General features: G+C 37.5%; 21 protein-coding genes, 26 tRNA genes and 2 pseudogenes. 3 read left to right on the top strand and 46 right to left on the bottom strand.

The features are described from left to right. Positions 1-52: 52 nt before the first annotated feature. From yhaM to C7N65_RS00195, 9 genes are all read right to left on the bottom strand, one after another. Positions 53-994, bottom strand: a complete 942-nt coding sequence (gene yhaM / locus C7N65_RS00235) for a 3'-5' exoribonuclease YhaM (protein WP_105992465.1) — start codon at positions 992-994, stop codon at positions 53-55. Further along, positions 991-3,927, bottom strand: coding sequence for an AAA family ATPase (locus tag C7N65_RS00230; protein WP_105992464.1), 2,937 nt, complete (start codon positions 3,925-3,927; stop codon positions 991-993). Before C7N65_RS00230 ends, yhaM begins: the two co-directional genes overlap by 4 nt. Further along, positions 3,924-5,114 (bottom strand): metallophosphoesterase family protein, encoded by a 1,191-nt coding sequence (locus C7N65_RS00225; protein ID WP_105992463.1) that lies wholly within the window; start codon positions 5,112-5,114, stop codon positions 3,924-3,926. The genes C7N65_RS00230 and C7N65_RS00225 overlap by 4 nt, the downstream gene beginning before the upstream one ends. A 182-nt stretch (positions 5,115-5,296) precedes the next feature. Beyond that, on the bottom strand, positions 5,297-5,650 hold the full coding sequence (locus C7N65_RS00220; protein ID WP_105992462.1) for a YlbF/YmcA family competence regulator: 354 nt from the start codon (positions 5,648-5,650) through the stop codon (positions 5,297-5,299). Between the two features lie 129 nt (positions 5,651-5,779). Beyond that, the gene (locus C7N65_RS00215) at positions 5,780-6,910 is read right to left on the bottom strand and encodes a DUF445 domain-containing protein (protein ID WP_105992461.1); all 1,131 of its coding nucleotides are present in this window, start codon (positions 6,908-6,910) and stop codon (positions 5,780-5,782) included. A gap of 197 nt (positions 6,911-7,107) precedes the next feature. Further along, positions 7,108-7,572: a helix-turn-helix transcriptional regulator gene (locus C7N65_RS00210; RefSeq protein ID WP_105992460.1), complete on the bottom strand. Its 465-nt coding sequence runs from the start codon at positions 7,570-7,572 to the stop codon at positions 7,108-7,110. 402 nt (positions 7,573-7,974) lie between these two features. Beyond that, positions 7,975-9,252, bottom strand: coding sequence for a dicarboxylate/amino acid:cation symporter (locus C7N65_RS00205; RefSeq protein ID WP_105992459.1), 1,278 nt, complete (start codon positions 9,250-9,252; stop codon positions 7,975-7,977). Between the two features lie 148 nt (positions 9,253-9,400). Next, the gene (locus C7N65_RS00200) at positions 9,401-10,027 is read right to left on the bottom strand and encodes a response regulator (RefSeq protein ID WP_105992458.1); all 627 of its coding nucleotides are present in this window, start codon (positions 10,025-10,027) and stop codon (positions 9,401-9,403) included. After that, the gene (locus C7N65_RS00195) at positions 10,002-11,156 is read right to left on the bottom strand and encodes a GAF domain-containing sensor histidine kinase (RefSeq protein WP_105992457.1); all 1,155 of its coding nucleotides are present in this window, start codon (positions 11,154-11,156) and stop codon (positions 10,002-10,004) included. The genes C7N65_RS00200 and C7N65_RS00195 overlap by 26 nt, the downstream gene beginning before the upstream one ends. A 135-nt stretch (positions 11,157-11,291) precedes the next feature. Between C7N65_RS00195 and C7N65_RS00190 the strand changes: the two genes are divergently transcribed. Then, positions 11,292-12,116 carry an RluA family pseudouridine synthase gene (locus C7N65_RS00190; protein ID WP_105992456.1) on the top strand — a complete coding sequence of 275 codons (825 nt, stop codon included), beginning with the start codon at positions 11,292-11,294 and terminating at the stop codon, positions 12,114-12,116. A gap of 51 nt (positions 12,117-12,167) precedes the next feature. Here the strand turns inward: C7N65_RS00190 and fumC are convergent, their stop codons facing one another. The 11 genes and pseudogenes from fumC to C7N65_RS00135 all read right to left on the bottom strand — a co-directional run bounded on the left by fumC (position 12,168) and on the right by C7N65_RS00135 (position 23,205). Beyond that, entirely contained in the window at positions 12,168-13,556 is a 1,389-nt protein-coding gene (gene fumC, locus C7N65_RS00185; RefSeq protein WP_105992455.1) for a class II fumarate hydratase, read from the bottom strand. 177 nt (positions 13,557-13,733) lie between these two features. After that, on the bottom strand, positions 13,734-14,141 hold the full coding sequence (locus C7N65_RS00180; protein ID WP_105992454.1) for a hypothetical protein: 408 nt from the start codon (positions 14,139-14,141) through the stop codon (positions 13,734-13,736). Between the two features lie 131 nt (positions 14,142-14,272). Continuing rightward, a complete protein-coding gene (locus C7N65_RS00175; RefSeq protein ID WP_105992453.1) occupies positions 14,273-14,872 on the bottom strand; it encodes a 6-phosphogluconolactonase in 600 nt (199 codons plus the stop codon). Positions 14,873-15,026: 154 nt separating this feature from the next. After that, positions 15,027-15,497, bottom strand: a complete 471-nt coding sequence (gene trmL, locus C7N65_RS00170; protein WP_105992452.1) for a tRNA (uridine(34)/cytosine(34)/5-carboxymethylaminomethyluridine(34)-2'-O)-methyltransferase TrmL — start codon at positions 15,495-15,497, stop codon at positions 15,027-15,029. A 6-nt stretch (positions 15,498-15,503) separates the two neighbouring features. Beyond that, a complete protein-coding gene (gene queG / locus C7N65_RS00165; RefSeq protein WP_105992451.1) occupies positions 15,504-16,631 on the bottom strand; it encodes a tRNA epoxyqueuosine(34) reductase QueG in 1,128 nt (375 codons plus the stop codon). A 112-nt stretch (positions 16,632-16,743) separates the two neighbouring features. Beyond that, the gene (gene argB / locus C7N65_RS00160; protein WP_105992450.1) at positions 16,744-17,499 is read right to left on the bottom strand and encodes an acetylglutamate kinase; all 756 of its coding nucleotides are present in this window, start codon (positions 17,497-17,499) and stop codon (positions 16,744-16,746) included. 9 nt (positions 17,500-17,508) lie between these two features. After that, on the bottom strand, positions 17,509-18,732 hold the full coding sequence (gene argJ, locus C7N65_RS00155; protein WP_105992449.1) for a bifunctional glutamate N-acetyltransferase/amino-acid acetyltransferase ArgJ: 1,224 nt from the start codon (positions 18,730-18,732) through the stop codon (positions 17,509-17,511). A 15-nt stretch (positions 18,733-18,747) separates the two neighbouring features. Beyond that, positions 18,748-19,776: pseudogene (argC, locus tag C7N65_RS00150) on the bottom strand (N-acetyl-gamma-glutamyl-phosphate reductase). Between the two features lie 21 nt (positions 19,777-19,797). Further along, on the bottom strand, positions 19,798-20,520 hold the full coding sequence (locus C7N65_RS00145; RefSeq protein ID WP_105992448.1) for an amino acid ABC transporter ATP-binding protein: 723 nt from the start codon (positions 20,518-20,520) through the stop codon (positions 19,798-19,800). Continuing rightward, positions 20,513-21,988: an ABC transporter permease subunit gene (locus C7N65_RS00140; protein WP_105992447.1), complete on the bottom strand. Its 1,476-nt coding sequence runs from the start codon at positions 21,986-21,988 to the stop codon at positions 20,513-20,515. The genes C7N65_RS00145 and C7N65_RS00140 overlap by 8 nt, the downstream gene beginning before the upstream one ends. Before the next feature lie 158 nt (positions 21,989-22,146). Beyond that, a complete protein-coding gene (locus tag C7N65_RS00135; protein WP_105992446.1) occupies positions 22,147-23,205 on the bottom strand; it encodes a PTS transporter subunit IIC in 1,059 nt (352 codons plus the stop codon). Positions 23,206-23,504: 299 nt separating this feature from the next. Here C7N65_RS00135 and C7N65_RS00130 point away from each other — a divergent pair, with 299 nt between their 5' ends. Both C7N65_RS00130 and C7N65_RS12880 read left to right on the top strand, forming a co-directional pair. Next, entirely contained in the window at positions 23,505-23,885 is a 381-nt protein-coding gene (locus tag C7N65_RS00130; RefSeq protein ID WP_105992445.1) for an Ltp family lipoprotein, read from the top strand. Positions 23,886-23,900: 15 nt separating this feature from the next. Continuing rightward, a pseudogene (locus tag C7N65_RS12880) lies at positions 23,901-24,047 on the top strand (Ltp family lipoprotein); the annotation flags it as partial. Between the two features lie 112 nt (positions 24,048-24,159). Here C7N65_RS12880 and C7N65_RS00120 read toward each other — a convergent pair. From C7N65_RS00120 to C7N65_RS00005, 26 genes are all read right to left on the bottom strand, one after another. Then, positions 24,160-24,244 (bottom strand) — tRNA-Leu (locus tag C7N65_RS00120). Positions 24,245-24,250: 6 nt separating this feature from the next. Beyond that, a tRNA-Gly gene (locus C7N65_RS00115) sits at positions 24,251-24,325 on the bottom strand. Between the two features lie 14 nt (positions 24,326-24,339). Then, positions 24,340-24,414 (bottom strand) — tRNA-Gly (locus C7N65_RS12520). 12 nt (positions 24,415-24,426) lie between these two features. Continuing rightward, positions 24,427-24,501: transfer RNA gene (locus tag C7N65_RS12515), tRNA-Gly, on the bottom strand. Between the two features lie 13 nt (positions 24,502-24,514). Next, positions 24,515-24,589: transfer RNA gene (locus C7N65_RS12510), tRNA-Gly, on the bottom strand. 11 nt (positions 24,590-24,600) lie between these two features. Further along, a tRNA-Cys gene (locus C7N65_RS00105) sits at positions 24,601-24,675 on the bottom strand. Positions 24,676-24,684: 9 nt separating this feature from the next. Then, positions 24,685-24,756: transfer RNA gene (locus C7N65_RS00100), tRNA-Gln, on the bottom strand. A gap of 12 nt (positions 24,757-24,768) precedes the next feature. Further along, positions 24,769-24,841 (bottom strand) — tRNA-His (locus C7N65_RS00095). A gap of 2 nt (positions 24,842-24,843) precedes the next feature. Beyond that, positions 24,844-24,917, bottom strand: a tRNA-Trp gene (locus tag C7N65_RS00090). Between the two features lie 12 nt (positions 24,918-24,929). Beyond that, a tRNA-Tyr gene (locus C7N65_RS00085) sits at positions 24,930-25,013 on the bottom strand. A gap of 5 nt (positions 25,014-25,018) precedes the next feature. Beyond that, positions 25,019-25,094, bottom strand: a tRNA-Thr gene (locus C7N65_RS00080). A 6-nt stretch (positions 25,095-25,100) separates the two neighbouring features. Then, positions 25,101-25,173, bottom strand: a tRNA-Phe gene (locus C7N65_RS00075). Between the two features lie 17 nt (positions 25,174-25,190). Further along, positions 25,191-25,266: transfer RNA gene (locus C7N65_RS00070), tRNA-Asp, on the bottom strand. A 12-nt stretch (positions 25,267-25,278) separates the two neighbouring features. After that, positions 25,279-25,352, bottom strand: a tRNA-Met gene (locus C7N65_RS00065). Between the two features lie 18 nt (positions 25,353-25,370). Beyond that, positions 25,371-25,463 (bottom strand) — tRNA-Ser (locus C7N65_RS00060). 11 nt (positions 25,464-25,474) lie between these two features. Further along, positions 25,475-25,548, bottom strand: a tRNA-Ile gene (locus C7N65_RS00055). A 27-nt stretch (positions 25,549-25,575) separates the two neighbouring features. Next, positions 25,576-25,649: transfer RNA gene (locus C7N65_RS00050), tRNA-Met, on the bottom strand. 33 nt (positions 25,650-25,682) lie between these two features. Then, positions 25,683-25,758: transfer RNA gene (locus C7N65_RS00045), tRNA-Ala, on the bottom strand. A 19-nt stretch (positions 25,759-25,777) separates the two neighbouring features. Beyond that, positions 25,778-25,851: transfer RNA gene (locus C7N65_RS00040), tRNA-Pro, on the bottom strand. Positions 25,852-25,862: 11 nt separating this feature from the next. Beyond that, a tRNA-Arg gene (locus tag C7N65_RS00035) sits at positions 25,863-25,936 on the bottom strand. Positions 25,937-25,946: 10 nt separating this feature from the next. Then, positions 25,947-26,035: transfer RNA gene (locus C7N65_RS00030), tRNA-Leu, on the bottom strand. A 7-nt stretch (positions 26,036-26,042) separates the two neighbouring features. Then, positions 26,043-26,117, bottom strand: a tRNA-Gly gene (locus C7N65_RS00025). Between the two features lie 5 nt (positions 26,118-26,122). Next, a tRNA-Leu gene (locus tag C7N65_RS00020) sits at positions 26,123-26,204 on the bottom strand. Between the two features lie 7 nt (positions 26,205-26,211). Next, positions 26,212-26,287 (bottom strand) — tRNA-Lys (locus C7N65_RS00015). 5 nt (positions 26,288-26,292) lie between these two features. After that, positions 26,293-26,368: transfer RNA gene (locus tag C7N65_RS00010), tRNA-Thr, on the bottom strand. Between the two features lie 8 nt (positions 26,369-26,376). Further along, a tRNA-Val gene (locus C7N65_RS00005) sits at positions 26,377-26,452 on the bottom strand. Between the last annotated feature and the right edge of the window lie 10 nt (positions 26,453-26,462).

Here is a 26,462-nt window from a genome sequence, read left to right as displayed (position 1 = left end):
ATGCATAAAAATAACGCTGAATTCCACGTAGGATTCAGCGTTTTATTATATATTAATCTAAACTTTGCGGATTATAGAATTGTCTATTTTCCATTGCGAAAAGACGTTCAGTGAACTGCCCTTTTCCAGTCTTTTTGAATGCTTTTTCAAACATGTTCATTCTCGCATCAATATTATCAATATATGTTAAGATTTCCGCTTCTTTCAGCATCGGCAACTTCGGTGAACCGTATTCTAGTTTTCCATGATGTGATAAAATCATATGTTTCAGCAACATCACTTCTTCGCCCTCGATACCTAAATCTTCTGCGGCTTTCGTAACTTCTTCGCTGGCGATAGAAATATGTCCTAATAAATTACCTTCAACAGTATAAGATGTCGCAACTGGTCCACTTAACTCTTTAACTTTACCGATATCATGCAAGATAACTCCGCTGTATAACAAGCTCCTGTTCAGCATTGGATAAATGTCGCATAATCCGCTTGCGATTTTCAGCATCGTTAATACATGATAGCTTAAACCGCTCGCAAAGTTATGATGGAATGAACTAGCAGCAGGAAAGACATAAAAAGCATCGTGGTGCTTTTTCAATAAATGTCTCGTCAATCGCTGCAGGTTGCTGTTTTCTATATCTAATAAGAAATAATCAATTTGTTCTTTAATTTGATCAGGTGTTAAAGGTGCCCCATCAATAAAATCTTTCGCAGATAAACCATCTGCCGGCTGTGCAAGTTCAAAGTGATTGACTTTCATTTGTTTGCGACCGCGGTAATTAATGACATCACCTTTAGCTTTGATAATCGTTTCTGGTTTAAGTACTTCCATATCTTGTTTTGTGACTGTCCATACTTTAGCTTCAATTTCACCGCTTTTATCTTGCAAGTATAAAGTCATATAATCTTTACCTTGTGCAGTTACACCTTGTGCTGCACGGTGAATCAAGAAGAAATGATCAACTGAATCTCCTGGCTGAAGCTTTTCTACATTTCTCATTTTTTGCCTCCTTCTTCTAATTTTTCTAAGACTACCGTTTGTTTAGACGGAATATAATTTTCTTTCGCGCAAGTAAAGTATAAAATTTGATACTTCGCAGCTAATTCTTTTAGGTATTCCATCATAGCTGCTTTACGATGTTTATCAAAATGAACGAAAGCATCATCAATAATAATCGGCATTGAGTAATAAGGCTGTAAAATTTTAATCAAGCTTAAACGCAATGCAATATACAATAATTCTTTCGTAGATTGGCTGATTTCATTCGGATGATACATTTGACCGTTGCGGTGTTTGACTCTGACATCTTCATTCGCATAAGTAACTTGTGTGTAGTTGCCGTTCGTTAAGCGGCTGAAAATGTCTGTTGCTTCATCAATCACTTGCGGTAAACGTTTGTCTTTGATTTGTTTGATATGCGCATCGACAAGTGCTTGCAAGTAGCTGAGGCTCGCCCAATCTTTCGCATTTTCATTCATTTGATTTCTTAACATGTAATATTTATGACGTAATTGTGCTAATGTGTCGTCAGTTTCCATATGCTTGATTTGCGCATTCAAATCACTGACTTCTGTTTGCAATGCAAGATACTTATCATTGTATTCATCAACTTGAGAAGCTAACACATTGTTCTCATCTTCTAGTTGTACTTTTGTTTTCGCACTTAAATCAGACGCATCGTCATACATCATATTTTGATTTTCCAAGTATTTGTTTAAATCTTGGTATCGGCTGTGATTATCTTTATATGTTGTATAACGGTTATGATAACGATAGAATGCTTCTTCATCCCCTACATTGACAAAATTGAATAAACTTTCGATTGACTGTTGATGTTCGTTTAAACGTTCATTCAATTGTTCGATTTCTTTAGTCAATAATTGGATATCTTCATCATTACGTTTCCATTTTGTTTTATTATCTTCAGCTTCTTTTAACCAGTGTTTCGTATCATGGAATAATGCTAAGGCATTAAAGCTTGTTAATTGATTTTTTGTGACCGCTTCTGCATGGTTATAGAATGTATCTACTTCTTCTTTCAATGCTTTTTGCTGCTCTGTTAATTCTGCAACACGTTGTTTTAATGTTTGAATACGTTCAATAGTTTTAACACCGTCAATAATCAAATCATCAGACATTTTGTCAGATACATGCAAATCTGATTTGACTTCTTGGATGTTTTTATCGAAGTGTTCGAAATTTTGTTTTGCTTCTTTCAACTTATCTTCAGTCAATTCAATTTTAGAATGCAATACATCTATCGCTTTATTCACACTGTGGTTTTGTTCTCTTAAACGATATTGTTCATCTAAATCAAAGTCTAAGTCATAGTTTTGTTCTAAATCAGCATTTTGCTGTTCCAATTGCGCAATTTCATTTGAGAATGTCTCGCTATGGCCGATTTCTGATGATTTAAACAAGATAGCGCCGACCACAAAGCCGATTGCCGCAATGACAAATATTACCGCAAACAACATTGCTTGAGTCACAAATGAGAACGCTGCTAAACCAGCACTGATAAGCGCTAATATAATAAAGATAATGCGTGTTGTTTTTTGTTTGCGATTACGTTCTTCTTGTTCTGTATCAAATGCTTCTTTCATTTTTTGATATAGATTTTTCTTTTCGCCAAGCTCAATTGATTGCTGATTATATTGTTTTTTCTTGTCGAAGACTTCATCAGAAACAAGCGCTGCTTCAACCGCTTCTTTTTCTTCATCATTATTCGCTTGCTCGATTTGCTGTTCTTCTAACGTACGTTCAAGCTGCGTAATATAAGATGATTGATCGTTCTTCTTAGAAATCTGTTTGCTGACAAAGCTTTTCACACTATCAGACGTGTCAATATTTTCATGGTCTTCTTGCCATCCGATATTAGATTTTAAGCCTTCGATTTCTCTTGTTTTATCTTCAATCTCTTTATTTAATGCATGCAATTGCGTTTCTTTTTGTTTGATTTCATCTTCTTGTTTCACAATATTATCTAATGCTTCGATATCAATCTGTTTAGGCACAGTAATATGTTCGTTTTCATTTTGCAATTGTTCAAGCTTTTCACTGCGCAAGCTGATATCTTTTTTAAGCTGGTCTTCACGTGCTTTGGACGCTTCGTAACGCTCGATACCTTGTTCAGGGAAATCCAGCGGTTCGATATTCAATTCATGCTCTAATGCTTTCCATTCTTGTGCTTGATCCAGCAATGCTAATTCTTTTTGTTTTGATTCATGCATTTTAGACAGTTGCATTAAATTTTGTTTCAAATGGTCTAATCGGCGCTCTGCTTTATCACGTTCATCAATCAGGCTATGATAAGACTCAAGTTCGCTCTCATGCGCTCTGATTTGATTTTGAAGGTCATTCAGCTGTTCTAACTGCTGATTGATGATTGGATTCTTGCCTGAGCGTTTATATAACTCTGCTTTTTGTGTTTCCAACTGTTCGCGCATCGTTGTAAATTGTGTAGAGCCTAATGCCCCTGCTTGCAGCAAATATTCTTGCAGCTGTTTTTCATCCATATTGCGATGAATATTTTGCAGACCCAAGACGTCAAAGGAATAAATACCTTTGTACGTATTTTTATCGATATAATTTAATTTATTTCTAAGCCACTCTTCATCACGGATACCGCCGTTTTCAAGAAAGATTTTCACATCACCTTGTGCTGCACCTTTCACACGCTCAACTTCAATCTTTTGGCCATCATCTAATTGAAGATATAATTTACCGCCGTATTGATTGCCTAATCTCGGTTCAAAGCGCGGTTCATTTTCACGTTTAGTTGGGAATCCGAACAAAATAGAATGGATAAAGGCTTGAATCGTAGATTTACCCGCTTCGTTTTCACCGAAAATCTGTGTTAATGTTTTGTTGAATTTAATCTTTCTTTCAACAAATTTACCGTATCCATAAATGTCTAATGCAAGAATCTTCATGATCTATCACCTCTCAAATCCGATTTAAGCAATGCCTCAGCACGATTAATCAATTCTGTCTTATCGAAGTCATCATAATTATCCAAGAATCTCGAAGCCTTAGGGTTGAGATACAATTCATTCATTGCTTGATCGAAGACGGCTTCATCCGCTTTTAACTCTTGAGAGAATTCTTGTTCTAATGGTCTTGCATCGTCATCTTTATAAGATACAATCAATGATTCAATAAACACAAAGTTCTTTTCATTCTCTTCATATTCTTTCAGCATTTCATCAACTTGCTGCAAATCTTGTGCAGGGACAGGTTCATCGCTGTTGATTTCAAGGAAAACTCTATAGAAAGCTTTCCCTTGCTTACGTACTTGCTCTTTAAATTTTTGAATGACGTCGTATAGTTCTTGTTTTGTCGTTGCTTCTGTTTCGATTTTAACCTCATCAAAACGAATGTAATGCGAAGGCTTGAATTCAACATTTAATTTGAACTCATCTCCTTCAACTAACAAGAAACCTTTGTCGCCCATTTCATTGAAATGACGGCCTTGAGTATTACCGGGATAAAATGTCGGCGGCATATCATTAAGCTGTTGGCGCTCATGAATATGACCTAATGCCCAGTAATGATACAACTTAGAATTTAAATCTTCTAAACGAAACTCAGTATAACGGTGTTTTGTTGAGGATTTGCTGTAAGTACCGTGTAATACACCGATATGCAGGCCTTTCTCGCCTTGACTGGAAGGATACTCATCTAATTTATTTTCATAGCTTGCTTCATCTTGATAACTGAAACCATGAAGATAAATCTTTTCTCCGCCTTTTGTGATGGTTTGATATGTTTCAACATTTTTATCGAATACCGAAACATTCTCCGGCCAATCTGTTGTAACATTATCAGAAAGCGGATCATGATTGCCGTGGCACATATAAACAAATATCTGTTCTTTCTTTAAGCGCTCAAATTGTTCTTTTAAAAATACTTCTGCTTTCAATGTACGATTTCGATGATCGAACACATCTCCGGCTATTACGATAAAGTCCACTTCTTCTTGCAATGCAAAGTTGACAATAGATTTAAAACTTTCATATGTACTTCTTTTGACATCTTCATAGATGTTTTCACTCAAATGACTATGCGTTTTAAACGGACTATCCAGGTGTAAATCTGCACAATGAATAAATTTCACCATATTGGTAAGCTCCTTTTCAATATATCATCCATATTTTAAATTTCTTATGTAAAATTCAATGTTTTCGCAACCAAAGTATCATCTTATTTTACCATACTACGCGTTAACGGTCTAAAGAACTTAGGTTTAAAAAGACATAAAAAAACTGTCGGATACTACTCCGACAGTGAGAATTTCAAACCTTATTTTTCTTCTTCAGCGTAAACTTCATCTAAAGGTTTTACGATGATTTGGTTGATTTCTTGGAATACTTGGCTCATTTGTTGTTCAGCAGACATAAGCTCAGCAATGTTTTCGTCTTTTTCGATTGCTTGTGCTTGCTCTTGAGCTTTTTTCAAGTCATCTTCTTCGATTTGTTCACCTTGCATTTGCATTTGTTGGAATTTCAATTGTGTTTCACGGAACTCATCGAATAACTTTTTAGATTCTTCGTTGGCTTTAACTTTATCGTAAGCATCTTTAATTGCTTGATACTCTTTGCTTTCTCTTAAAGCCTCTTCTAATTTGTGTGCTTGTTCTTGTAAATCTACTGCCATTTCAAATTCACTCCTATTAGTTATTTTACTACGTCGTCAATAAACATAACATAAATGTTTAACACTGTCGAAACATTTAATCATCACTGCTATTAACTGCCCTTTAATACATTCCCAGACATTGCTGATTTAAACAAATAAAGCGATAATTCCTTGGAAACAGCCGATAATACCGCCAAGAATGAAACCAAGCAGCATAATCAGATTCAATTCTTTGTTGGCAATATCAATGATTAAACGTTCAATATAATCCAAATCGAAGGAATTGATTTGTTCTTCAACAATACCGCTGAGATTCACTTGTTTCATAATGGATGAAATATGCTCAGCTGCTTTATTGACAATTAAATCTGTCATATAACCAGCCGCATGCTGCTCTGCATAGTCCACAAGTCCAGGTGCAAGTTCTTTTAACGGTTGATTAACTTTAGTCGGAATATCGATATAAGCCATGATAATCGGTGTTGCTTTGTCTTTAATGTTATTGAATTGCGCAGGTGACAGCACATGATCTAGCGGCTTTTCTTTTAAGGTCTGATATTCGTTTCGAATGAGCTGTGCTGCAATTTTTCGTGCTTTCGGGTGATTGGTTAAACGAATTAATTCCATTTGGATACGTTCAGCAATACTTTCTTTCGTCATGAACATTTGTAGCAAGCCGACAATTTTGCCTTTTTCTGCAAAAAACGTATCCAGCATATTGTAAATATCTTCTTCCCCTTTTGAAGACGATAAATAAATACGGGCACGGTCGCATAATAACGGTGTTAAGGCTTCAACTTTTTCATCAATTTCTTGTTCTAATGATTCAGGTAGTAATTGGTGAATTTCTTGTTGGCCGTGCTCTTTATAATATTGTGTTAACTTTTCTTCAATCACACGCTGTACTTTAGTTTGTGCTGCTTGTTCTAAGTCAATATCTAAAGACTGTGCAAAATTCTGCAAAGTTGCCTTATCATTGCTTAACTTATGCATTTGCTGGCCTATAAAGCTTTCTATGGCTGTTCTGGCACTTGTTGAACTGATTTTTTCTTTGATTAAATCTTCCGTGATCAGATGTTCTTCAATCACACGTCCGATTTTATTTGCGATTTCTTCTCTGCGCTTAGGTACTAAACCTGGCGTGAAAGGAATTCTCCACTTACCTATATGATAGGCTTTTTGCGGATGGAATAACATTTTGATTGCGATGATATTCGTGACCCCGCCTATAATTGCACCGATAGCAATCATAAATAATATGACTAAAAATGCGTGCATAATTTTATCTCCTTTTACTGACACTCGTATTAATAATACTACAATAGATTGGAATCCATTCACAATTGAGAGGTTTCGCCCAATAAAAAAAGATTGATGACCAGAGCCACCAATCTTTTAAGTATCATGATTCAAATCGTTAAAAAGTGTATCAATCTCTGCAAAAGATTCTGTTATCACTTTTTATCGGTTATGAATTAAGCATGCACTAATTCATCTTTAGAGATTCTTCCGAAGTATGTTTCGGCTTCTCTTAATTTAGAAGTTCCAAAAATAGGTTGTTTATCCTTATTTAATACACGGTAGATTTCACTGACTTTGTTGCTTTGTAAAATAAATCCGTTTTTAGCATCCAATGTATTCCAATAAATATCGCTTGTTGTTGAATGCTTAGGATATGCACAGTGATTTCTGGAAATCGTTTGAACGATTTCTAATGGATCACATCCGAATGTGCTGTTCAAGACATCTGAGTCTCTGAATAAAGCACAAATTGAAACACATGTTGTCCAGTTAGGTAAGACGCGCTCTTTCTCAATTTGAACAAGGGTTTTTTTAGATAAACCTATCGTTTGAGCCATTGTATCTTGAGTATAGCCTGCTTCTATTCTCACCATCTTGAACTTCGTTTGAATTAAATCTGTAAAACTTTGTCTGTCCATCATTACTCTACCTTTCTATTATGTGATTCTTCCGTACGCAAGAAATTGCAATTATACACATTTCTTGAAACACAAATAACATCTTAATACAAAATAACAAAAATTAAAAGACCGAAATCGTATTTATAACGTATTTTGTTAAAGCCGAAATTATCAAAATAATCAAACACTTTTCCGCTTATATTTTCACCGGTATCCCTATGAAATAGAGTATCTCGGTCATTTTGATTAGGATTTTAAGCTCTTACTCTATTATGGCGAAATTTTGCGATTTTTCAAGTCATTTTTGCTTTTTAAGTTAATATTACCTTAAAGTAGAAATATTTATTTCAGTTGTATAAAGTGTATTTAAGTCAAAAATAGATTGAGACGAATTTATTTCGCCCCAATCCAAAATAAAAACTATACACGCTTTAATTCTTTTCTATCTTCTTGCTTTGAAATCATAAAGGCACATGCTGCATCACCTGTAATATTGACAGCAGTACGCGTCATATCAAGCAATCTATCGATACCGATGATAATACCGATGGCGGCTGGATTTAAATCTACTGCTGTTAACACCATGGCTAACATAATTAAACCTACACCTGGCACACCTGCAGTTCCGATACTTGCGATGACTGCAATAGTAATTACAGTCAAGATTTGAATAATGGTCAATTCAGCCCCAGAAATTTGTGCGATGAATACAGTTGCTACCCCTTGCATAATCGCTGTACCATCCATGTTGATGGTTGCCCCCAACGGCTGCACAAATGAAGCAATCGCTGGTCTGACTCCCATTTTCTTCGTACATTCCATTGAAACCGGCAAAGCTGCATTAGAACTTGATCCGCCGAAACCAATTGTAATTGCTGGAATAAATCCTTTGAAGAATTTAATAGGACTATCTTTAGCTATGAACTTGATAGTACCGCCGTAGATTAAGAAGAAGTGCAAAATCAACGCAGCAAGTACAACGATAAAGTATAATCCAAGTTGACGGATTGCACCTAAGCCTGCACCTGTAAAAGCATGTGCAACTAAACAAAATGTTCCAATCGGCGCAAATACACGCATAATCATAGAGATAATATACATCAGTACTTCATTGAATTGTTCAAAGAACTGCCGAACAATGAGTGCTTTTTCTCCCATAATCATAATTCCGATTCCGATAAATATTGAAAATGTAATGACTTGCAGCATATTGCCTTGTGTCATGGATTCAACTGGATTTTTCGGAAATAGATTAATCAATGTTTGATCAAAAGTTTGTTTTGCAGGTGCATCTGCACCTTCGTTTTGTTTATCTAGTGTTTTTTGATATGATGAAACATCTGCACTTTTCATTAAATCAGAATGTCCTGCACCTGGTTTAACAATCAATGCCAGTACAATTGCAATCGTAATCGCAATTGCCGTGGTACATAAAAAGAAAATCAAAGTCTTCAAGCCGATGCCTCCGAGTAATTTCGGATCCCCTACACCGACAACGCCAAGCACAATTGAAACAAAGACCACTGGAACAACGAGCATAAAGATCAAATTCAAGAAAATTTGGCCAACAGTATTAAAGAAATACTGGTCTACCCCTTTAACTAAACTTGTTTGTGCATAAATATCACAAATCGATCCAATGATAATCCCTGCAATTAAAGCAATGACAATATTCATTGTTAAGTTTTTGCTTTTCATTGGCTCCATCCCCCTTTTATTTAGTTATATATATTATAGTCAGATTTTTCAGAAATAGTAAATATATATCTTACTTATATTTTTACATGACAAAGAAAACGTGCAGAAAAAGGTTTTGATTTCGCCTTTTCTGCACGTTTTTAATAAATTAAATTAATTTGTTTTCCATCGCATAAATTGCTGCTTGGGTTCTATCTGTGACTTGTAATTTAGAAAAAATATGGCTCACATGTGTTTTGATCGTTTTCTCTGACACAAATAAAGCTTCTGCTATTTCTCGGTTAGTCTTTCCTTTTGCCATTTCTTTTAATACGTCTTTTTCTCTGTTCGACAGCTTGTTTATATGGTGAGGTTTTCTAGCTACATCATCCATTACTTTTTGAACCTCTGGGTGAATGATTTTTTCCCCTTGCAGTACCTTATGTATGGAATCAATCAAGACCTCTGGTTCTACATCTTTCATCTCATAACCATCAGCACCTTTATTGAGCGCTGAAATGACATGTTCGTCATCCGCATAGCTTGTCAGTACTAGAATCTTGATATCCGGATAATGTGCTTTCAACATTTCGGTTACTTCAATGCCGTTCATTTCCGGCATAACCAAATCTAACAGGACAATATCTGGATAGGTATCAGTATTTTGCAAGCTGTCGATAAATTCTTTTCCGTTCGCAAAAGACCCTTGAACTGTTAAATCATCTATCGTTGAAATTAAAAATTCAAGGCCTTGCCGAACAATGTAATGATCATCTATCAAAACTACTTGGTTCATGATTTATCTCCTTCTTTGCCGACGTTAAAGGAACATTTAAACGGATTGTCGTTCCTTGGTTTATCTTCGAGTTGATTTCAATACTTCCCTGTATTTGTTTGATACGCTGACGCATATTGTGAATACCATGAGAAGTCTGGTTGACCCATTCTGGATTGAAACCCACACCATAATCTGAAATAACAACTTCAAATTGATTATCTTTTTGGTGCAGCAAGATATAAGCATTATTGGTTTGTGCATGTTTTTTAACATTATTCATAGTTTCTTGCAAGATACGGTAGATATGTTCTTCCACTGTGCTAGATAAATCAATCAAACCTTCTACTTCAATATCCGGTTGTATACCAATCAGTTTGCAATATTGTTTTAATGCACTGACTAAACCGTGTTCTAAGCCAATCGGTTTTAATTGCCATATCAATGCACGCATTTCATTGACTGCTTGCTGGCTGGTTGTTTCAATCGTTTCAAAGGCTTTCTTTGCTACAGGTTCTTTAGTCATACCATAAGCCGCATGTGCTGTTAATTTCAAAGAGAACAGCATTTGATTGACTGAATCATGCAAATCACGTGCCAAACGGTTGCGTTCATTTAATCGTGCCGCTTCTTTCTCTTTATTCGTCAGCTCGATTCTCTTGATGGTCGAACCGATTTGAAATGCTACTGATTCGAGCAACTCCAAATCTTCTTCTGAGTATTTCTCAGTATAAGGCGAAGCTACATTCAATAACCCGAAACGTTCGCTGCCTGACCGCAGCGGGACTGTCGCATGATGTGTAATCCCTTCTGATTCGTCAAGATACGCTTGATTGGCTGCACTGATTCTTGAACAATGGATAATATTTGAAGCCTTCATCAGTTTTTCGCTATGGTAAGCTTGTACGCACCAGCAAGTGCCTTCATTCATACCTTGGCATTCATTTTTCATCAGAGAAGGCGGCAAATGATAGTCCGCTGCCATTTCTTGCTGCCCGTCCTCATTGATAAAGAAAATCCAACCGGTAGTAAAAGCACTGCCTTCCACTAAAAGCCGCAAAGCACCACGCATCATCGTATAGATTTCTGTTTCTTCATTCAGATATTCAGCAATTTCTTTTAGTAATGCAAGGCGTGTCGGTTTAACCAAAAAGCGTCACCTCTCAATGTCAATTTATCTATATTATACCGATTCAGCTATCTTAACGATAGCATTCTACTTCAAGTCTCGACGCATTACTAACAGAATATGTTATGATATTAAGTAATAATCGAGGAGGACATTATGGAATTTAAAGTACCTGAACAATACAATGGCTATACATTGCGTGAAATTTTTCAAGATGTGAAATTACCTAAAAAAGAACTGCATCAATTAAATATGTCAAAAGCCATTACGATTAATGGCATGGAAGCTAAATTATCAGATAAAGCTGCACAAGGCGATCAAGTATTTGTGCCGACGCCTGACGAAGTCAGCAACTATTTGCCGAGTTACCGCTATGCGGATGTTTATTATGAAGATGATGATATTGCGATTATCAAGAAACCCAAAGGCGTAAAAACACATCCGAATGATTTAAAAGAAAGCAACACACTGATGAACCATGTTATTTACACGATTGACAGTGATTATGTCGAACCGATTCATCGTCTGGATCAAGAAACTGTCGGCTTGTTGATTGTGGCAAAAAACCCATTGATGAAAAAGCTGCTTGACCGTATGTTGGAAGACAATCAAATTGCGCGTATTTATAAAGCAGTGGTTAAAAGCCAACTGCCGTTAAAACCGCAAACGATCGATAAGCCTATCGGTAAAGACAAGTTTCATCCGAACCGCAGAAGAGTCTCGCCAACAGGACAACACGCTGTTACGCACATTTTAGATGCACGTATGCTCAAAGAAAACGAATGCGAACTAGATATTAAGCTGGATACAGGACGTACACATCAAATCCGTGTACATTTAGCCGCAATCGGCCATCCAGTTCTTGGAGATCCTTTATATGGTGATTCTAAACTGAGAAAGTTGCGCTTGCACAGTCATAAAATTGAATTTACACATCCGCTGACAAAACAATTGATTTCTGTTTCATTGGATGACAAATAATAAAAGGAGAAGGCATTGCGCCCTCTCCTTTTTACTGCTTGATTATCTATTTTATTCTTTAGGTTCTACCATGTTTTCAGGTTTAATCCATTCATCAAATTGCTCTTCAGTCAGATAACCTGAATCAATTGCTGATTGTTTTAATGTAATGCCTTGTTTATGTGCATTTTTTGCAATTGAAGCTGCTTTTTCGTAACCGATATGCGGGTTCAATGCAGTAACAAGCATCAATGAACGATTTAAATATTGATCGATGTTTTCTTCAATCGGTTCAATGCCTTGTGCACAGTTTTCATCAAATGTTCTCATACCGTCTGCTAATAAGTAAATAGATTGTAATGTATTGTCCATAATCACTGGTTTGAATACATTTAATTCAAAGTTACCTTGTGATGCCGCAATACCTACAACTGTATCGTTACCCATAACTTGAACTGACACCATCGTCAACATTTCACATTGTGTCGGGTTCACTTTACCTGGCATGATTGAAGAACCTGGTTCGTTTTCAGGAATGCTGATTTCAGCTAAACCTGCACGCGGACCTGAAGCTAACCAACGGATATCATTCGCAATCTTCATCAAGTCAGCTGCTAAAGCTTTTAATGAACCGTGCAATTGAACCACTTCATCATGTGCTGTCAATGCATGGAATTTATTTTCTGATGATACGAATGGATAGCCTGTATTTTCTTTAATGTTTGCTGCTACCATATCGCCGAATTTAGGATGCGCGTTGATACCTGTACCAACTGCAGTACCGCCGATTGCCAAGCTTAATAAATGCGCTTTTGATTCCCCTAATATTTGTTCACATTTATCAAGCATATAGCGCCAACCGCTGATTTCTTGTCCTAAACGAATCGGTGTAGCATCTTGCAAGTGTGTACGGCCGATTTTAATAATGTCATGGAAGTCTTTTTCTTTCTTTTCAAACGTATCGCGTAATTGTTTCAACGCAGGTTCCAAGTTTGATTCGATTTCGTGGTATAAAGCAACATGCATTGCTGTTGGGAATGTATCGTTTGAACTTTGTGATTTGTTGACATCGTCATTTGGATGTACTGTATCTTCACTGCCGTGTTTTTTTAAGTAATCATTCGCCACATAGCTGACAACTTCGTTGACGTTCATGTTGCTTTGTGTACCGCTTCCTGTTTGCCATACAACTAATGGGAAATGTTCATCCAATTCCCCTTTAATCACACGATCGCATGCAAAGACAATCGCATCTTTTTTATCTTCGCTTAACTTGCCTAGTTCAAAGTTTGCTAATGCTGCTGCACGTTTTAATTGTGCAAAGCCATACACAACTTCAATCGGCATACGTTCTTTACCGACTGGGAAATTACGTTTACTTCTTTCAGTTTGTGCACCCCAGAACTTATCTCCAGGTACTTCGATTTCTCCAAAAGTATCATGCTCAATTCTTACTGACATTTGACTTGTCTCCCCTTTTTGAATGGTATTTATCACAAGTATAGCATTAAACCTTTTTAAATTAAATCGCTATATAGTTAACGCTTTCATTAATGTTTCCAACTTCTCTGATAATGTATTATGTAACAAAAAAGAGCCTAGTCAAAACTAAGCTCGATTGAATTTGAGTATTGAAATTTATTGTTTTGCCGCAAAGTAGTGTTTAACTGCTTGTATCACTGCAACAGCTGTAAGGATATAAAGGATAATACTGATAACTAATAGAATTGGGCTCAGTGTGATTAAAGTGCCTAAAAAGCCCGTTAAACTCGCATAGAACTCACCTAGCGGTTTAAACAAAATAAAGGTTACCGCAATACAGCAGATGACACTGATAATCACACCCTTTTGATTGCTTTTAATAAATAACTGCGGATCTCGTTGGCTGACTAACCCTTCTGAAAGATTCATTTGCAGTTTAACAACTCTGAAAAGTACTGGCAGATATAATGCGCCTAGTGCAATTGGAAATCCTTTAATAGACAGCAAACTGACAATGAACGTAATGATCATTAATAATTTCCAATGTTTATGTAAGTTTTGCATGGTAATGTTCCTTTCTGATATTACTCGCTCATAAAAATAATAAATGAATTGATTTAAGAATACAAACAAAAATCCGAGTTATATCGAAATCCTTCAACATAACTCGGATACTTCTGCTCTATTTGATTTCCTTAAGCAAAACGCTCAGTGAAATAATGACGTACATCTTCTGGCAAGCCTTCAGCTGCTGCTTCATCTAGAATTACATTGACCATACGGTGTGCTTTTAAGTCAGATGGCACGTAGCTTGAGTTACCATTTTCTTCGTATAATTTTTTCACTAATTCTGCTTTTTCCGGTCCAGTCACGACTAAAATCACTTCACGTGCAGGCATTACTCCGGATTTCACTGCAATATCTAAGCTGCCTTTATCGTTGATTGTTAAAACTTGCAATGTGAATTTTGCTTTATTTTCTTTTGATTTGATATTTTCTTCGATAAAGTCTACAACACCATCATTGTAAGATAAGTTGTAAACTTGTGTGCTAGGCACACCTAATGTTTCGTAGTATGATTTGTTTTCATCATAATCTAAAATGTTGATTTGACTGAAATCTACTGGATTTCTCAACACATTTTGTTTTAAGTCTTCTAAAACAGGTGCATTGTCATCTGCTAGATGCACACCCATGATTGTTGTTGGATTATTATTAAATGTCTTTCTGATAATATCCGCAGAATAACGTGCTGCTTTATCTGCAGTTGGAAAAACCTTAAAGTTCATTGCCATAATGTACACTCCTCTAATTATTCTCAGTTCGTATATAGCGTTATTTGCTACATTATTTACCCTCTCTATCATAGCAATAAACGCATTTGTATACAGTGAATTCAACTCTATTATACCTTTTGTGTATCGATTTTCCACTCAATCTAAAAATTTACTAATGCAAATTCGGATAGTTTTGCTGTCTTAGCGCTTCATAAACTAAAATTGCAGCCGTATTGGATAGGTTTAAAGAACGGATATGGTCGTTCATCGGTATTCTTAATGCTGTGTCCGCATATTTTTCTTTCACCCAATCCGGCAATCCAGTCGTTTCTCTCCCAAATACAAAGTAATGATCTTCATCTGAATCTGAATAGTCAAAGTCTGTAAAGGTTGTTTGACCGAACTTAGTAATTAAGTAGTAGTGTCCCTTTGTTTGTTCGAAAAATGCTTCGATACTGTCATAATACGTAATATTGACATGTACCCAGTAATCTAATCCTGCCCGCTTCAGCATTTTATCATCTGTGCTGAAACCTAAAGGCTTAATCAGATGCAAATGGGTATCTGTTCCTGCACATGTTCTCGCAATATTGCCGGTATTGGCTGGTATTTGGGGTTGGTATAAAACGACATGGTTCGTCATGATAAGTTAATTCCTCTTTTCTAATCCTTTTAACATTTCTTCTTGAACTTCTTTTTCTTCATCATCAAAGTTAGTTTCAATAAAGGTGCGTTCGTCTTCGCCTGCAATTTGACCGATGGCCCAATACGCTGTTCCTCTGATCATAGGTCTCGGGTCATTGAGTGCCACTTCTTTCAGTTCTGGAATCGCTGATGTTTCATTAAAGTGCGCAAGTGCGACAATGGCATTGCGTTGAATCGGCTTCTTGCCTCTCCAAGCTCCAGCTAAATGACCATAAGTATTTTTAAATTCTTTGTTACTCATTTGAAGCAATGGAATCAATCTTGGTTTGAGTATTTCTGGTTCTAATACAATATCATCGTGTTCAGTATTAATACCTCTGTTTTTCGGACAAACTTGCTGACATGTATCGCAACCATAAAGACGGTTGCCGATTTTATAACGGTATTCGTCTGGCAAATAGCCTTTAGTTTGCGTTAAGAATGAAATACATTTTTGGCTGTTTAATTGACCGTCTCCTACTAAAGCACCTGTAGGACATCTATCTACACATATTGTACAATCACCGCAGCTGTCCAGCAGCGGGTCATCAGGTTCAAACGGAATGCTGACCAGCATTTCTCCTAAATATGTCCATGTACCTAAGTCTGGATTGATAACGAAGCCGTTTCTGCCTGTAAAACCAAGGCCGGCACGTTCTGCGACTGCACGATCTGACAATACGCCTGTATCTACCATCGATAACATTTCTACATCAGGTACTTTCTCCTTAATGAATGCGCCAAGCTGATCTAAACGTTTACGCATAATTGTATGATAATCTTGGCCCCATGAAGCTCTTGCGAACATACCTCTGCGGTCGCCGCGTACACTTTTCGGTGCGCCTTTTAATTTATTCGGATAACCCACTGCTATCGCTATAATGGATCTTGCTGTCGGCATTGATAACTTAGGGTTGACTCTTAATTCAATATTAGGTTCTTCAAAACCAGATGCATAACCTTTGGCATGATAGTCTACTAACTTTTGTTTCAGCTCATCAAAGGGGTCTGCAGTCGTAAAACCAATACTGTCGATACCGATTTGATGCGCATAATCTATTATTTCTTTCTTTAATTGTTTATTATCCACCATAATGCCTCCATATTAATGGTCCATTCTGTATTTTAACACAAAATGGATATTGAAATTGAAGAAATTCTTCAAAATTAAAAGCCGATGCAGATACATCAGCTTATGATTAGATTTATTTTTGAATGGTTGTTCCTATAGAGTCTCCGTTAAAATAGTCTGCGATAATATGCGGTTCGTACCCTGGTATAATCATGACTTTTGGGCACCCTTCATCCAATGCTTCAGAAGCATCTTTAAGCTTAGGAATCATACCGCCATAAACAATATGAGACTGAATTAATGTATCTAGATTCTTTTGTTGAATGGTTGGTATCACTTCCCCATTATTCAACACGCCTGGAATGTCGCTTAATATGACTAAAGGCGCATTTAAGGCAGAAGCAACTTTATAAGCGAGTGTATCCGCATTTACATTATAGAATTGATTATGATAACGTCCGACAGATGCCATAATCGGTATATAAGCGCTGCATAACTGTTTTAATGCTTCAGTATTAACTGAGTCAGGCACTGCCACATATCCTAATGCTTTGTTGAAGGGATGGCATTTAAACAATGGAAAGTAAGCACCGTTAATTCCGATAAATTGCTGGGATAAGGTATTGGCTTGTTCAACTAAATCCACATTGACTTTGCACAATAACGTATTCACTAATATTTTCAGTGTTGCTAAATCCGTTTTGCGTATACCATTTTCAAATTCTGATGGAATGCCTTGTTCTTTCAACGCTTCGTTAATCATCGGGCCGCCGCCGTGAATAATAAGTGGGAAGTAACCCTTCTTTTTACTCTCCGCAATTTCTTCGAAAACGGATAATGACGTTTTCTCGATGATACTGCCGCCGATTTTAAATACGATGTATTTCATAAGATGACCTCACGTTCTATAAGATGCATTGATACGTACATAATCATAGGATAAGTCGCAGCCGAATGCTTCTTGTTCATATTTGCCTTTGCCGATAGTCGCGGTAATATCTATTATATGATTGCCCATTTGCGCTTTTAAGTCAGATTCATTAAAGTCTGCAGGCAATCCATTATTAACGACTAATGTGCCGCATAACCAAATATTGACTTCATTAGGACGTACATTCGGATAGAAATTCCCGATTGCTGAAGATAAGCGTCCAACATTAGGATCCTCACCGAATAATGCTGTTTTCACCAGATTTGACGAGATAATACCTTTAGCAGTTTGACCTGCAATCGTTTTAGTCGGTGCACCGGTTACTTTTACTTTAACGAGTTTTGTCGCACCCTCGCCATCTTTCGCGATAGCGATTGCTAAATGTTTCGCAACTTTCAAAAATGCTGCTTTAAATTGATTCCAAGCTGGATGCTCTGGTGTTAAGGGATTTGTTGATACTTTCCCGTTCGCTAGTACCAGCACCATATCATTAGTACTCGTATCGCCATCCACGGTAATCATATTAAATGTGTCATCCACAACTTCCTTCAATAATCCCTGCAAATGCTTGCTTTCAATGACCGCATCTGTAGTCATAAACCCTAACATAGTAGCCATATTAGGATGAATCATACCTGACCCTTTGGCTGTACCGCCAATCGTGACAATTTGATGATCTATTTCTACTTCAACCGCTATGTGTTTTGCAGTTGTATCTGTCGTTAATATGGCCTCGTTAAAATATTGGCTATTTTGGTACGCCGCTTCCTTTATTTTTGAACACCCGTAATAAATCGCATCCATCGGCAACAACGTTCCGATTACACCTGTAGATGCAATGGCTACTTCATTCACAGGTACTTCTAATTCTTGAGCAGCTTTACTGCGCATGGCTAAAGCATCACGATAGCCTTTTGGACCTGTACAAGCATTTGCTACTCCTGAATTTACTACAATGGCACGTAATGTTTGATGTATTTTGACTGTCTGTTCTGTTACTTTCAATGGTGCTGCTTTAAATGGATTGACTGTATAGACACCTGCTGCGTTGGCAGGCACCTCGCTGACAATCCAGCCGAAATCACGTTTCTTCTTTTTTAATCCTGCATGCACGCCGCCTGAACTAAAACCTTTTGGAGATGCCGCATCACCAGCTTCAATCACTTTATATGCGTGTTGTGTTGTATTCATAGTTGTCACCTTCTTTTATGGATATACGGGTGTTTGATTTAATCCTGTTTGTTCATTCAATCCGAATAACCGATTCATATTTTGTATTGCTTGTCCGCTGGCACCCTTTACGAGATTATCAATGGCGCTGATGATAATACCTGTCTGGCTGGTTTCATCAACATAAAGTCCGATATCGCAAAAGTTGCTGCCTGAGACTTCTTTAGTTGCTGGAAAATTATTACTTGATCTGATTCTGATAAAAGGTTTGCTGCTATATCCATCATCATATAGTTTTCTGATTGCTTCTTCAGTCACAGGATGTTTAAACGATACATAACATGTTGCTAATATACCTCTTGTCATCGGTACAAGATGCGGTGTAAATCTAACTTTAACCTCATGACCTGCAAGCTGGCTTAGAAATTGATTAATCTCTGGCGTATGCTTATGTTTGCCTATTGCATAGGCTTGAAAGTTTTCATTCAGTTCTGGAAAGTGTGTTTGCTGTTTGATAGTTCTCCCTGCACCTGAAATGCCTGTTTTCGCATCGATAATAATCTGTCCCTCATCAATAACACCTGCTTTGATAAGTGGTGATAATGCTAATAATGAAGCTGTTGGAAAACATCCGGGATTAGCAATTAATTGCACATCTTGATAATTTTTCTACTGTTCAGCTAAACCATATACTGCTTGTTTCAGCCATTTTTGTGCTAATGGATATTCTCCATAATATTGACGGTATACTTCTGGATCTTGCAAGCGGAAATCACCGGATAAATCTATTACTTTAATACCTTTGTTTAACAAATCAGGCACAAACTTTTTGCACACGTTTGACGGTGTCGCAAAAAATATCACATCGCATCCCACTTCAGCAATATCTAATTCAGTAAACATAATATCTTTATGATACAAATGAGAAAAAGTGTCTTTTATCGGTTTGTTTTGTTTAGAATGTGAAAATACATATTTGATGTGGACGGCAGGATGATGTTGAAGTAATCTTATTAATTCAATTGCACCATATCCGCTTCCGCCTACTATTCCAACTTCAATCATTTCTGCCATCCCCTTACTTAATTACAATACACGTTTCAAAAATTGCTGTGTTCTTTCGTGTTGCGGATTGCCGAAAATTTGCGAAGGTTCACCCGCTTCTGCTACTACACCGTCTGCCATAAACACGACTTTATCGCTGACATCTTTCGCAAAGTTCATTTCATATGTAACCACAACCATGGTCATTCCTTCTTTGGCCAAATCTTTCATAACTTGCAATACATCTCCTACTACTTCCGGATCGAGTGCTGAAGTCGGTTCATCAAATAACAGTACATCCGGATGCATTGCTAAGGCACGGGCAATGGCAACCCTTTGTTTTTGTCCGCCTGATAATTGAGAAGGATAGCTGTCTCCTTTTTCCGCAAGACCTACCTTGCTTAAAAGCTCTTGTGCTTCTTTTTTCAACTCTTGTGTATCTGTATGTTTCAACAGTTTAGGTGCCAACATAATATTCTCTAATACAGTTTTATGCGGAAACAAGTTGAAGTTTTGAAATACCATCCCCATTTTCTGTCTTAATTCATTAACATGAACACCTTTATCAAGAATGTTTGTACCTTCAAAAATGATTTGACCGCCGTCTGGTTTTTCTAATAAATTAATACAACGTAATAATGTACTTTTGCCTCCGCCGGAAGGACCGATAATCGCAACTACCTCGCCTGCTTGAACTTCTAGTTCAATATCTTTTAATACCTCGTTTTCACCGAAGTTCTTCTTTAAATGTTTAATATTAATCACTGACTTTCATTCTCCCTTCCAAGATGTTCATCACTCTAGATAATGTGAACGTTAAGATGAAGTATAAAATTGCTGCGACAAGCAATGGTGTAAATGGATCGAAGGATGCACCTTGCACAACTTGCGCGTTAAACATAATTTCGCTGACACCAATTACAGATACAATTGAAGATTCTTTAATCACTGTCACAAACTCATTACCTAAAGCCGGCAGAATGTTTTTGACTGCTTGCGGCAAGATAATATTTTTCATTGTCTGACCATAGCTTAAGCCTAAACTTCTGGCTGCTTCAGTTTGTCCTTTATCTACTGCGTTAATACCAGCTCTGATAATTTCCGCAATATAAGCTGCACAGTTGATGACCATCGCTATCATCCCGCAAATCAATGCTGAAATATCCCAACCAAGTACTGCTGTTGTACCAAAGAATACTAAGAATACTTGTACCAATAATGGTGTCCCTCTGATAAATTCGATATAGACTGAAGCTAACCATTTTAATGGTTTAATAGAACTTAATTTCATCAATGCGAACAATGCACCGAATAAAGCACCAAAGACCACACCGACAATCGAAATCAGAATTGTATTTTTAATACCAGTAATAAAGAATGAGCTGTATTTTGTGAAAAAGTTGCCGTCTTCTTCCATAGATTGTGCTGCTTTTTCTTTATATTGTTCCATTAAGCCTTGATCTTTCATGTCTTTGATTGACTTATTCAATTGTGCTAAAAAGACTGGTGAATTTTTAGGTAATGCTATAGAAGTGTCTTTTTCTGGTTCATGGAATTTAACATTCGCAAATCCTAATTCAGGGTTTTGTTGTAAATATGCTTCTGCGACTGGTTTTTCAATAATAATACCGTCTACTTTCCCGCTTTTTAAAGAAAGAATAGTTTCAGGCAAACGAGTCATAGCATGTACATCTGCGTTGTTGATTTCTGTTTTAGCTAATTGCTCTTGTGTAGTTTGTTTTTGAGCTCCAATTCTTTTATTATCAAAGTCTCTCAAAGATTTATATTTATCTAAATCTGTTTTTTTAACGACCATTGATTGTCCAGATTTTAAATATGAATCAGAAAAGTCGACTTCTTTTTTACGTTCAGGTGTAGGAGTCATACCAGAAATAATCATATCGATTTTTCCTGTTTTCAAAGCCCCTAATAAACTGTCGAATGACATGTTTTCAATCTTTAATTTCAAATGATTATCTTTAGCGATTTTCTTCGCAAGTTCGATATCAATACCCGCAAATTCACGTTTTCCGTTTTTAGTTGTTTCAAATTCTAATGGAGCATAATCTGCAGATAACCCGACTCTTAATTCTCCTCTTTTCTTAATTTTTTCCCATGTTTGATCTTGTTCCTCAGCACCCGCTTTTGCTGAGAAGATTGGGAAAATCAATCCGCATAAAAATACGGTACAAATGATAACTTTAATTATGTTCATTGCTTTCTTTTGTATCATAGTGGTGTCCTCCTTAACTCATGGAATTATTATACATTTAGATGTATCTATATGCAATACTTATTTTTAAATTTTCTGATAATTAATCAGAGTAAACGTTTTCATTTACGTAAAATAAAAAAGCCTTGTCCCAAATGAATGGAACAAGACTCAAAATATTACTGTTTCGGTATTTCAAATTTATAAATATCGTCATGATAGCCGGGCAAAATGCGCTTACAGACTTGATGAATAATAAACCCTGAAACAAATGGAATGATAAAGTAGCCGAAGACAAGAAGAATAATATTTGTAAAAGCATCCCCTTCCATACGGTTAAAGGCATTGATCGGTCCGACCAGACCAGTATAACCGAAACCGGCTGACATTGGTGTACCTTGTACATTGATAAAGTATGCGACTAATCCCGCTACAATACCATTTAATGCTAAAGGTACTGCAATGATCAGATGCTTGAAATAAACAGGAATCATCATCTTCGCTGCACCGATAATCAACACTATGTTAACCCCTGCTTTATTGACTCTAAGAGAGCCCCAAATAAATGTTACACATGCAGCAACGATACCTAAGTTAGCTGCACCACTGCCTAATCCTGTTAATGAAATTGCTGTTGCGATTGCTACTACTGAAATCGGTGTAACCATTAAGAGCGAATATGCCATTGCAATTAAGATACTCATCAGTAATGGATTCAGCTCTGTAAATGAATGAATAACAGCGCCTAATGCTTTTGTAATACCCGAGACATATGGTAATGTCGTCAAACCGATAAAGCCAGCAACTACTGGTATCACAACAGGCAAGATAATCATTTCAAGAGACCCTAAACGACCGCTTAATAACAAAATTAATAGACATGCAATAATTACGACAATAATCACATTTATAATGTCGCCGATCCCTTTTAATGCTAAACCTTTAGGTGTAAACTGCAATGCACCTGAACCAATCATTGCGGCAGTACCAATCATTGCAGCTGAAGGGCCGCTGAATTTAAATTGATGTGCTGCAAGTACACCAATAATAAAAGCCATAAATGACTGTATAGCAATTACAATTTGAAAAATTAATTCTAAATACTGGTTGCTCTCTTTAAAAACTTTAAGAATTTCACCCAATAATGCATTAGGCAATAATGCTACAACAACACCTGCTCCTACCGCATTCAGGATGTTGCTTAAAAATACTTTAATATTTAATTCTGACTTTGCCATAAGCTACTTGTATATCCTCCGTTCACTAAGTAATGCTTTTATTCTATTACAAAACAATCAAAGCAACAATACGCAGAATGAAACATATGTGACAATTGGTTACAAAGAAACCTCTCATTTGTATACTAATTTTGTATAATTAATTTTATATCTAACATCAAAGGAAGTGACTTCATGAATAGTAAAAAAGATTTGGCCAAAAACAATGGTAATAAAAAGGCAAAAGAACTTGGTATACAAAAATACAAAGTGCATATAGGGTTATTCATTACCCTGCATTATTTGTATTTGTAATATGTATGCAAAACTTAGACAAACTAAAGCAAAAAGACAACATAACTGAAGAAACAAGTGAACAAACAATCCAAATAAAAGAACCATTATCAACACTTCCAAGTAATAGTTTAGAACAAGATTTTGAAAAAATTAATTCAGCAATAGAGGATGTAAAAAAGAAAAATAATTTAGCAAGTGATGAGCAAACTTCCACTGAATATAAAAATAATAATTCAACTAATACTAGTAACCTTTCTCGAGAAAAAATTGCTGCACTTAAAACAGCAGAAAGGTATAATAAACTACTTTATCTATCTAAAAAAAGGTTATATTCACAATTAACATCTGAAAGTGGAGAAAAATTTCGTTCAGAAGCTGCTCAATACGCAATTGATAATATTTAAGCAGATTATAAGAAAAATGCTTTAAAAAAAGCTAGAGATTATGCTAATGGATTAAATATGTCTGATCAAAGAATTTATGATCAATTAGTTTCACCTTATGGAGAGAACTTTACTGAAGAGGAAGCTGATTATGCTATGAACAACTTGAATAGTAATAATTAATAATTTCTACAAAACATACACAAATAGCAAATTCCAAATATAAAAAAAGAGTAAAACCATTGATTATCTCAATAGTTTTACTCTTAAAACTTTTATGAAGTTTGTAAGCTGATACCGGTGGCCGGGATCGAACCGGCACTCCATTGACTGGAACGGGATTTTGAGTCCCGCGCGTCTGCCAATTCCGCCACACCGGCATAATATGGAGCGGAAGATAGGATTTGCACCCATATCTCATTCCGGGAAGGAATGTGTTCTAAGAGTTGAACTACTCCCGCATGAATAAAATATATGGAGCGGAAGATAGGATTTACACCTATACCTCGTTCCGGGAAGGAACGTGTTCTAAGAGTTGAACTACTCCCGCGTAAATTAAAAATGGAGCGGAAAATAGGATTTACACCTATACCTCGTTCCGGGAAGGAACGTGTTCTAAGAGTTGAACTATTCCCGCATAAAATAAAATATGGAGCGGAAGATAGGATTTACACCTATATCTCATTCCGGGAAGGAATGTGTTCTAAGAGTTGAACTACTCCCGCATAATAATTCATGGAGGCGGCAACCGGATTTGAACCGGTGAATAAAGGTTTTGCAGACCTTGGCCTTACCACTTGGCTATGCCGCCAAAAGCAAACTGGGCTAACTGGATTCGAACCAGTGAGTGACGGAGTCAAAGTCCGTTGCCTTACCGCTTGGCTATAGCCCATTAATAATAAAGGGCGACTGATGGGAATCGAACCCACGAATGTCGGAACCACAATCCGATGTGTTAACCACTTCACCACAGTCGCCATGGCAGGGGCAGTAGGAATCGAACCCACATCAAAGGTTTTGGAGACCTCTATTCTACCGTTGAACTATGCCCCTATTAAAAATAGATGGTGGAGGGGGGCAGATTCGAACTGCCGAACCCGAAGGAGCGGATTTACAGTCCGCCGCGTTTAGCCACTTCGCTACCCCTCCTGAGATGGTGCCGGCCAGAGGACTTGAACCCCCAACCTACTGATTACAAGTCAGTTGCTCTACCAATTGAGCTAGGCCGGCAAAAAATGGTTCAGGACAGAGTCGAACTGCCGACACATGGAGCTTCAATCCATTGCTCTACCAATTGAGCTACTGAACCATAATTAAATTATTGAATGGCGGTCCCGACGGGAATCGAACCCGCGATCTCCTGCGTGACAGGCAGGCGTGTTAACCGCTACACTACGGGACCAACATAATAAAATTGCGGGAGGCGGATTTGAACCACCGACCTTCGGGTTATGAGCCCGACGAGCTACCGAACTGCTCCATCCCGCGATAATGTTATTTTATAAATGGCGGAGGAAGAGGGATTCGAACCCCCGCGAGCCGTTAAGCCCCTGTCGGTTTTCAAGACCGATCCCTTCAGCCAGACTTGGGTATTCCTCCAAAAAATTATATGGACCTTGCAGGACTCGAACCTGCGACCGAACGGTTATGAGCCGTTAGCTCTAACCAACTGAGCTAAAGGTCCTAAATAATTTTACAACCTAATAATTAGTGGCGGTGGAGGGGATCGAACCCCCGACCTCACGGGTATGAACCGTACGCTCTAGCCAGCTGAGCTACACCGCCATTGTAAAGTTTGTTATGTTGTAATGAAATATATGGTGGAGACTAGCGGGATCGAACCGCTGACCTCCTGCGTGCAAAGCAGGCGCTCTCCCAGCTGAGCTAAGCCCCCATATTAATTTCTAAGGTTATCGGGAAGACAGGATTCGAACCTACGACCCCTTGGTCCCAAACCAAGTGCTCTACCAAGCTGAGCTACTTCCCGTAGAAATAAAGCGCGCCCGATAGGAGTCGAACCCATAACCTCTTGATCCGTAGTCAAACGCTCTATCCAGTTGAGCTACGGGCGCATTATTTAATTGGTGCCGAGGACCGGAATCGAACCGGTACGATAATCACTTATCGCAGGATTTTAAGTCCTGTGCGTCTGCCAGTTCCGCCACCCCGGCAAAAAAATGGAGCAGAAGACGGGATTCGAACCCGCGACCCCAACCTTGGCAAGGTTGTATTCTACCGCTGAACTACTTCTGCTTATATGCGGGTGAAGGGAGTCGAACCCCCACGCCGTAAGGCGCTAGATCCTAAGTCTAGTGCGTCTGCCAATTCCGCCACACCCGCGTTTAAATGGTGAGCCATAGAGGATTCGAACCTCTGACCCTCTGATTAAAAGTCAGATGCTCTACCAACTGAGCTAATGGCTCTGAGATGGTGCCGGCCAGAGGACTTGAACCCCCAACCTACTGATTACAAGTCAGTTGCTCTACCAGTTGAGCTAGGCCGGCTATTTAAATGGTGGAGAATGACGGGTTCGAACCGCCGACCCTCTGCTTGTAAGGCAGATGCTCTCCCAGCTGAGCTAATTCTCCATTTTAATAC

Source organism: Staphylococcus simulans, assembly GCF_002994445.1.
Taxonomy (GTDB): Bacteria; Bacillota; Bacilli; order Staphylococcales; family Staphylococcaceae; genus Staphylococcus; species Staphylococcus simulans_B.
Note: the sequence above shows the minus strand (reverse complement) of the source record. Positions and strands in the feature narration are given on the sequence as shown.

Coding starts and splice junctions, on each gene's coding strand:
- yhaM (WP_105992465.1), bottom strand. CDS start 994: ATGAGAAATGTAGAAAAGCTTCAGCCAGGAGATTCAGTTGATCATTTC.
- C7N65_RS00230 (WP_105992464.1), bottom strand. CDS start 3,927: ATGAAGATTCTTGCATTAGACATTTATGGATACGGTAAATTTGTTGAA.
- C7N65_RS00225 (WP_105992463.1), bottom strand. CDS start 5,114: ATGGTGAAATTTATTCATTGTGCAGATTTACACCTGGATAGTCCGTTT.
- C7N65_RS00220 (WP_105992462.1), bottom strand. CDS start 5,650: ATGGCAGTAGATTTACAAGAACAAGCACACAAATTAGAAGAGGCTTTA.
- C7N65_RS00215 (WP_105992461.1), bottom strand. CDS start 6,910: ATGCACGCATTTTTAGTCATATTATTTATGATTGCTATCGGTGCAATT.
- C7N65_RS00210 (WP_105992460.1), bottom strand. CDS start 7,572: ATGGACAGACAAAGTTTTACAGATTTAATTCAAACGAAGTTCAAGATG.
- C7N65_RS00205 (WP_105992459.1), bottom strand. CDS start 9,252: ATGAAAAGCAAAAACTTAACAATGAATATTGTCATTGCTTTAATTGCA.
- C7N65_RS00200 (WP_105992458.1), bottom strand. CDS start 10,027: ATGAACCAAGTAGTTTTGATAGATGATCATTACATTGTTCGGCAAGGC.
- C7N65_RS00190 (WP_105992456.1), top strand. CDS start 11,292: ATGGAATTTAAAGTACCTGAACAATACAATGGCTATACATTGCGTGAA.
- fumC (WP_105992455.1), bottom strand. CDS start 13,556: ATGTCAGTAAGAATTGAGCATGATACTTTTGGAGAAATCGAAGTACCT.
- C7N65_RS00180 (WP_105992454.1), bottom strand. CDS start 14,141: ATGCAAAACTTACATAAACATTGGAAATTATTAATGATCATTACGTTC.
- C7N65_RS00175 (WP_105992453.1), bottom strand. CDS start 14,872: ATGGCAATGAACTTTAAGGTTTTTCCAACTGCAGATAAAGCAGCACGT.
- trmL (WP_105992452.1), bottom strand. CDS start 15,497: ATGACGAACCATGTCGTTTTATACCAACCCCAAATACCAGCCAATACC.
- queG (WP_105992451.1), bottom strand. CDS start 16,631: ATGGTGGATAATAAACAATTAAAGAAAGAAATAATAGATTATGCGCAT.
- argB (WP_105992450.1), bottom strand. CDS start 17,499: ATGAAATACATCGTATTTAAAATCGGCGGCAGTATCATCGAGAAAACG.
- argJ (WP_105992449.1), bottom strand. CDS start 18,732: ATGAATACAACACAACACGCATATAAAGTGATTGAAGCTGGTGATGCG.
- C7N65_RS00140 (WP_105992447.1), bottom strand. CDS start 21,988: ATGATACAAAAGAAAGCAATGAACATAATTAAAGTTATCATTTGTACC.
- C7N65_RS00135 (WP_105992446.1), bottom strand. CDS start 23,205: ATGGCAAAGTCAGAATTAAATATTAAAGTATTTTTAAGCAACATCCTG.
- C7N65_RS00130 (WP_105992445.1), top strand. CDS start 23,505: ATGCAAAACTTAGACAAACTAAAGCAAAAAGACAACATAACTGAAGAA.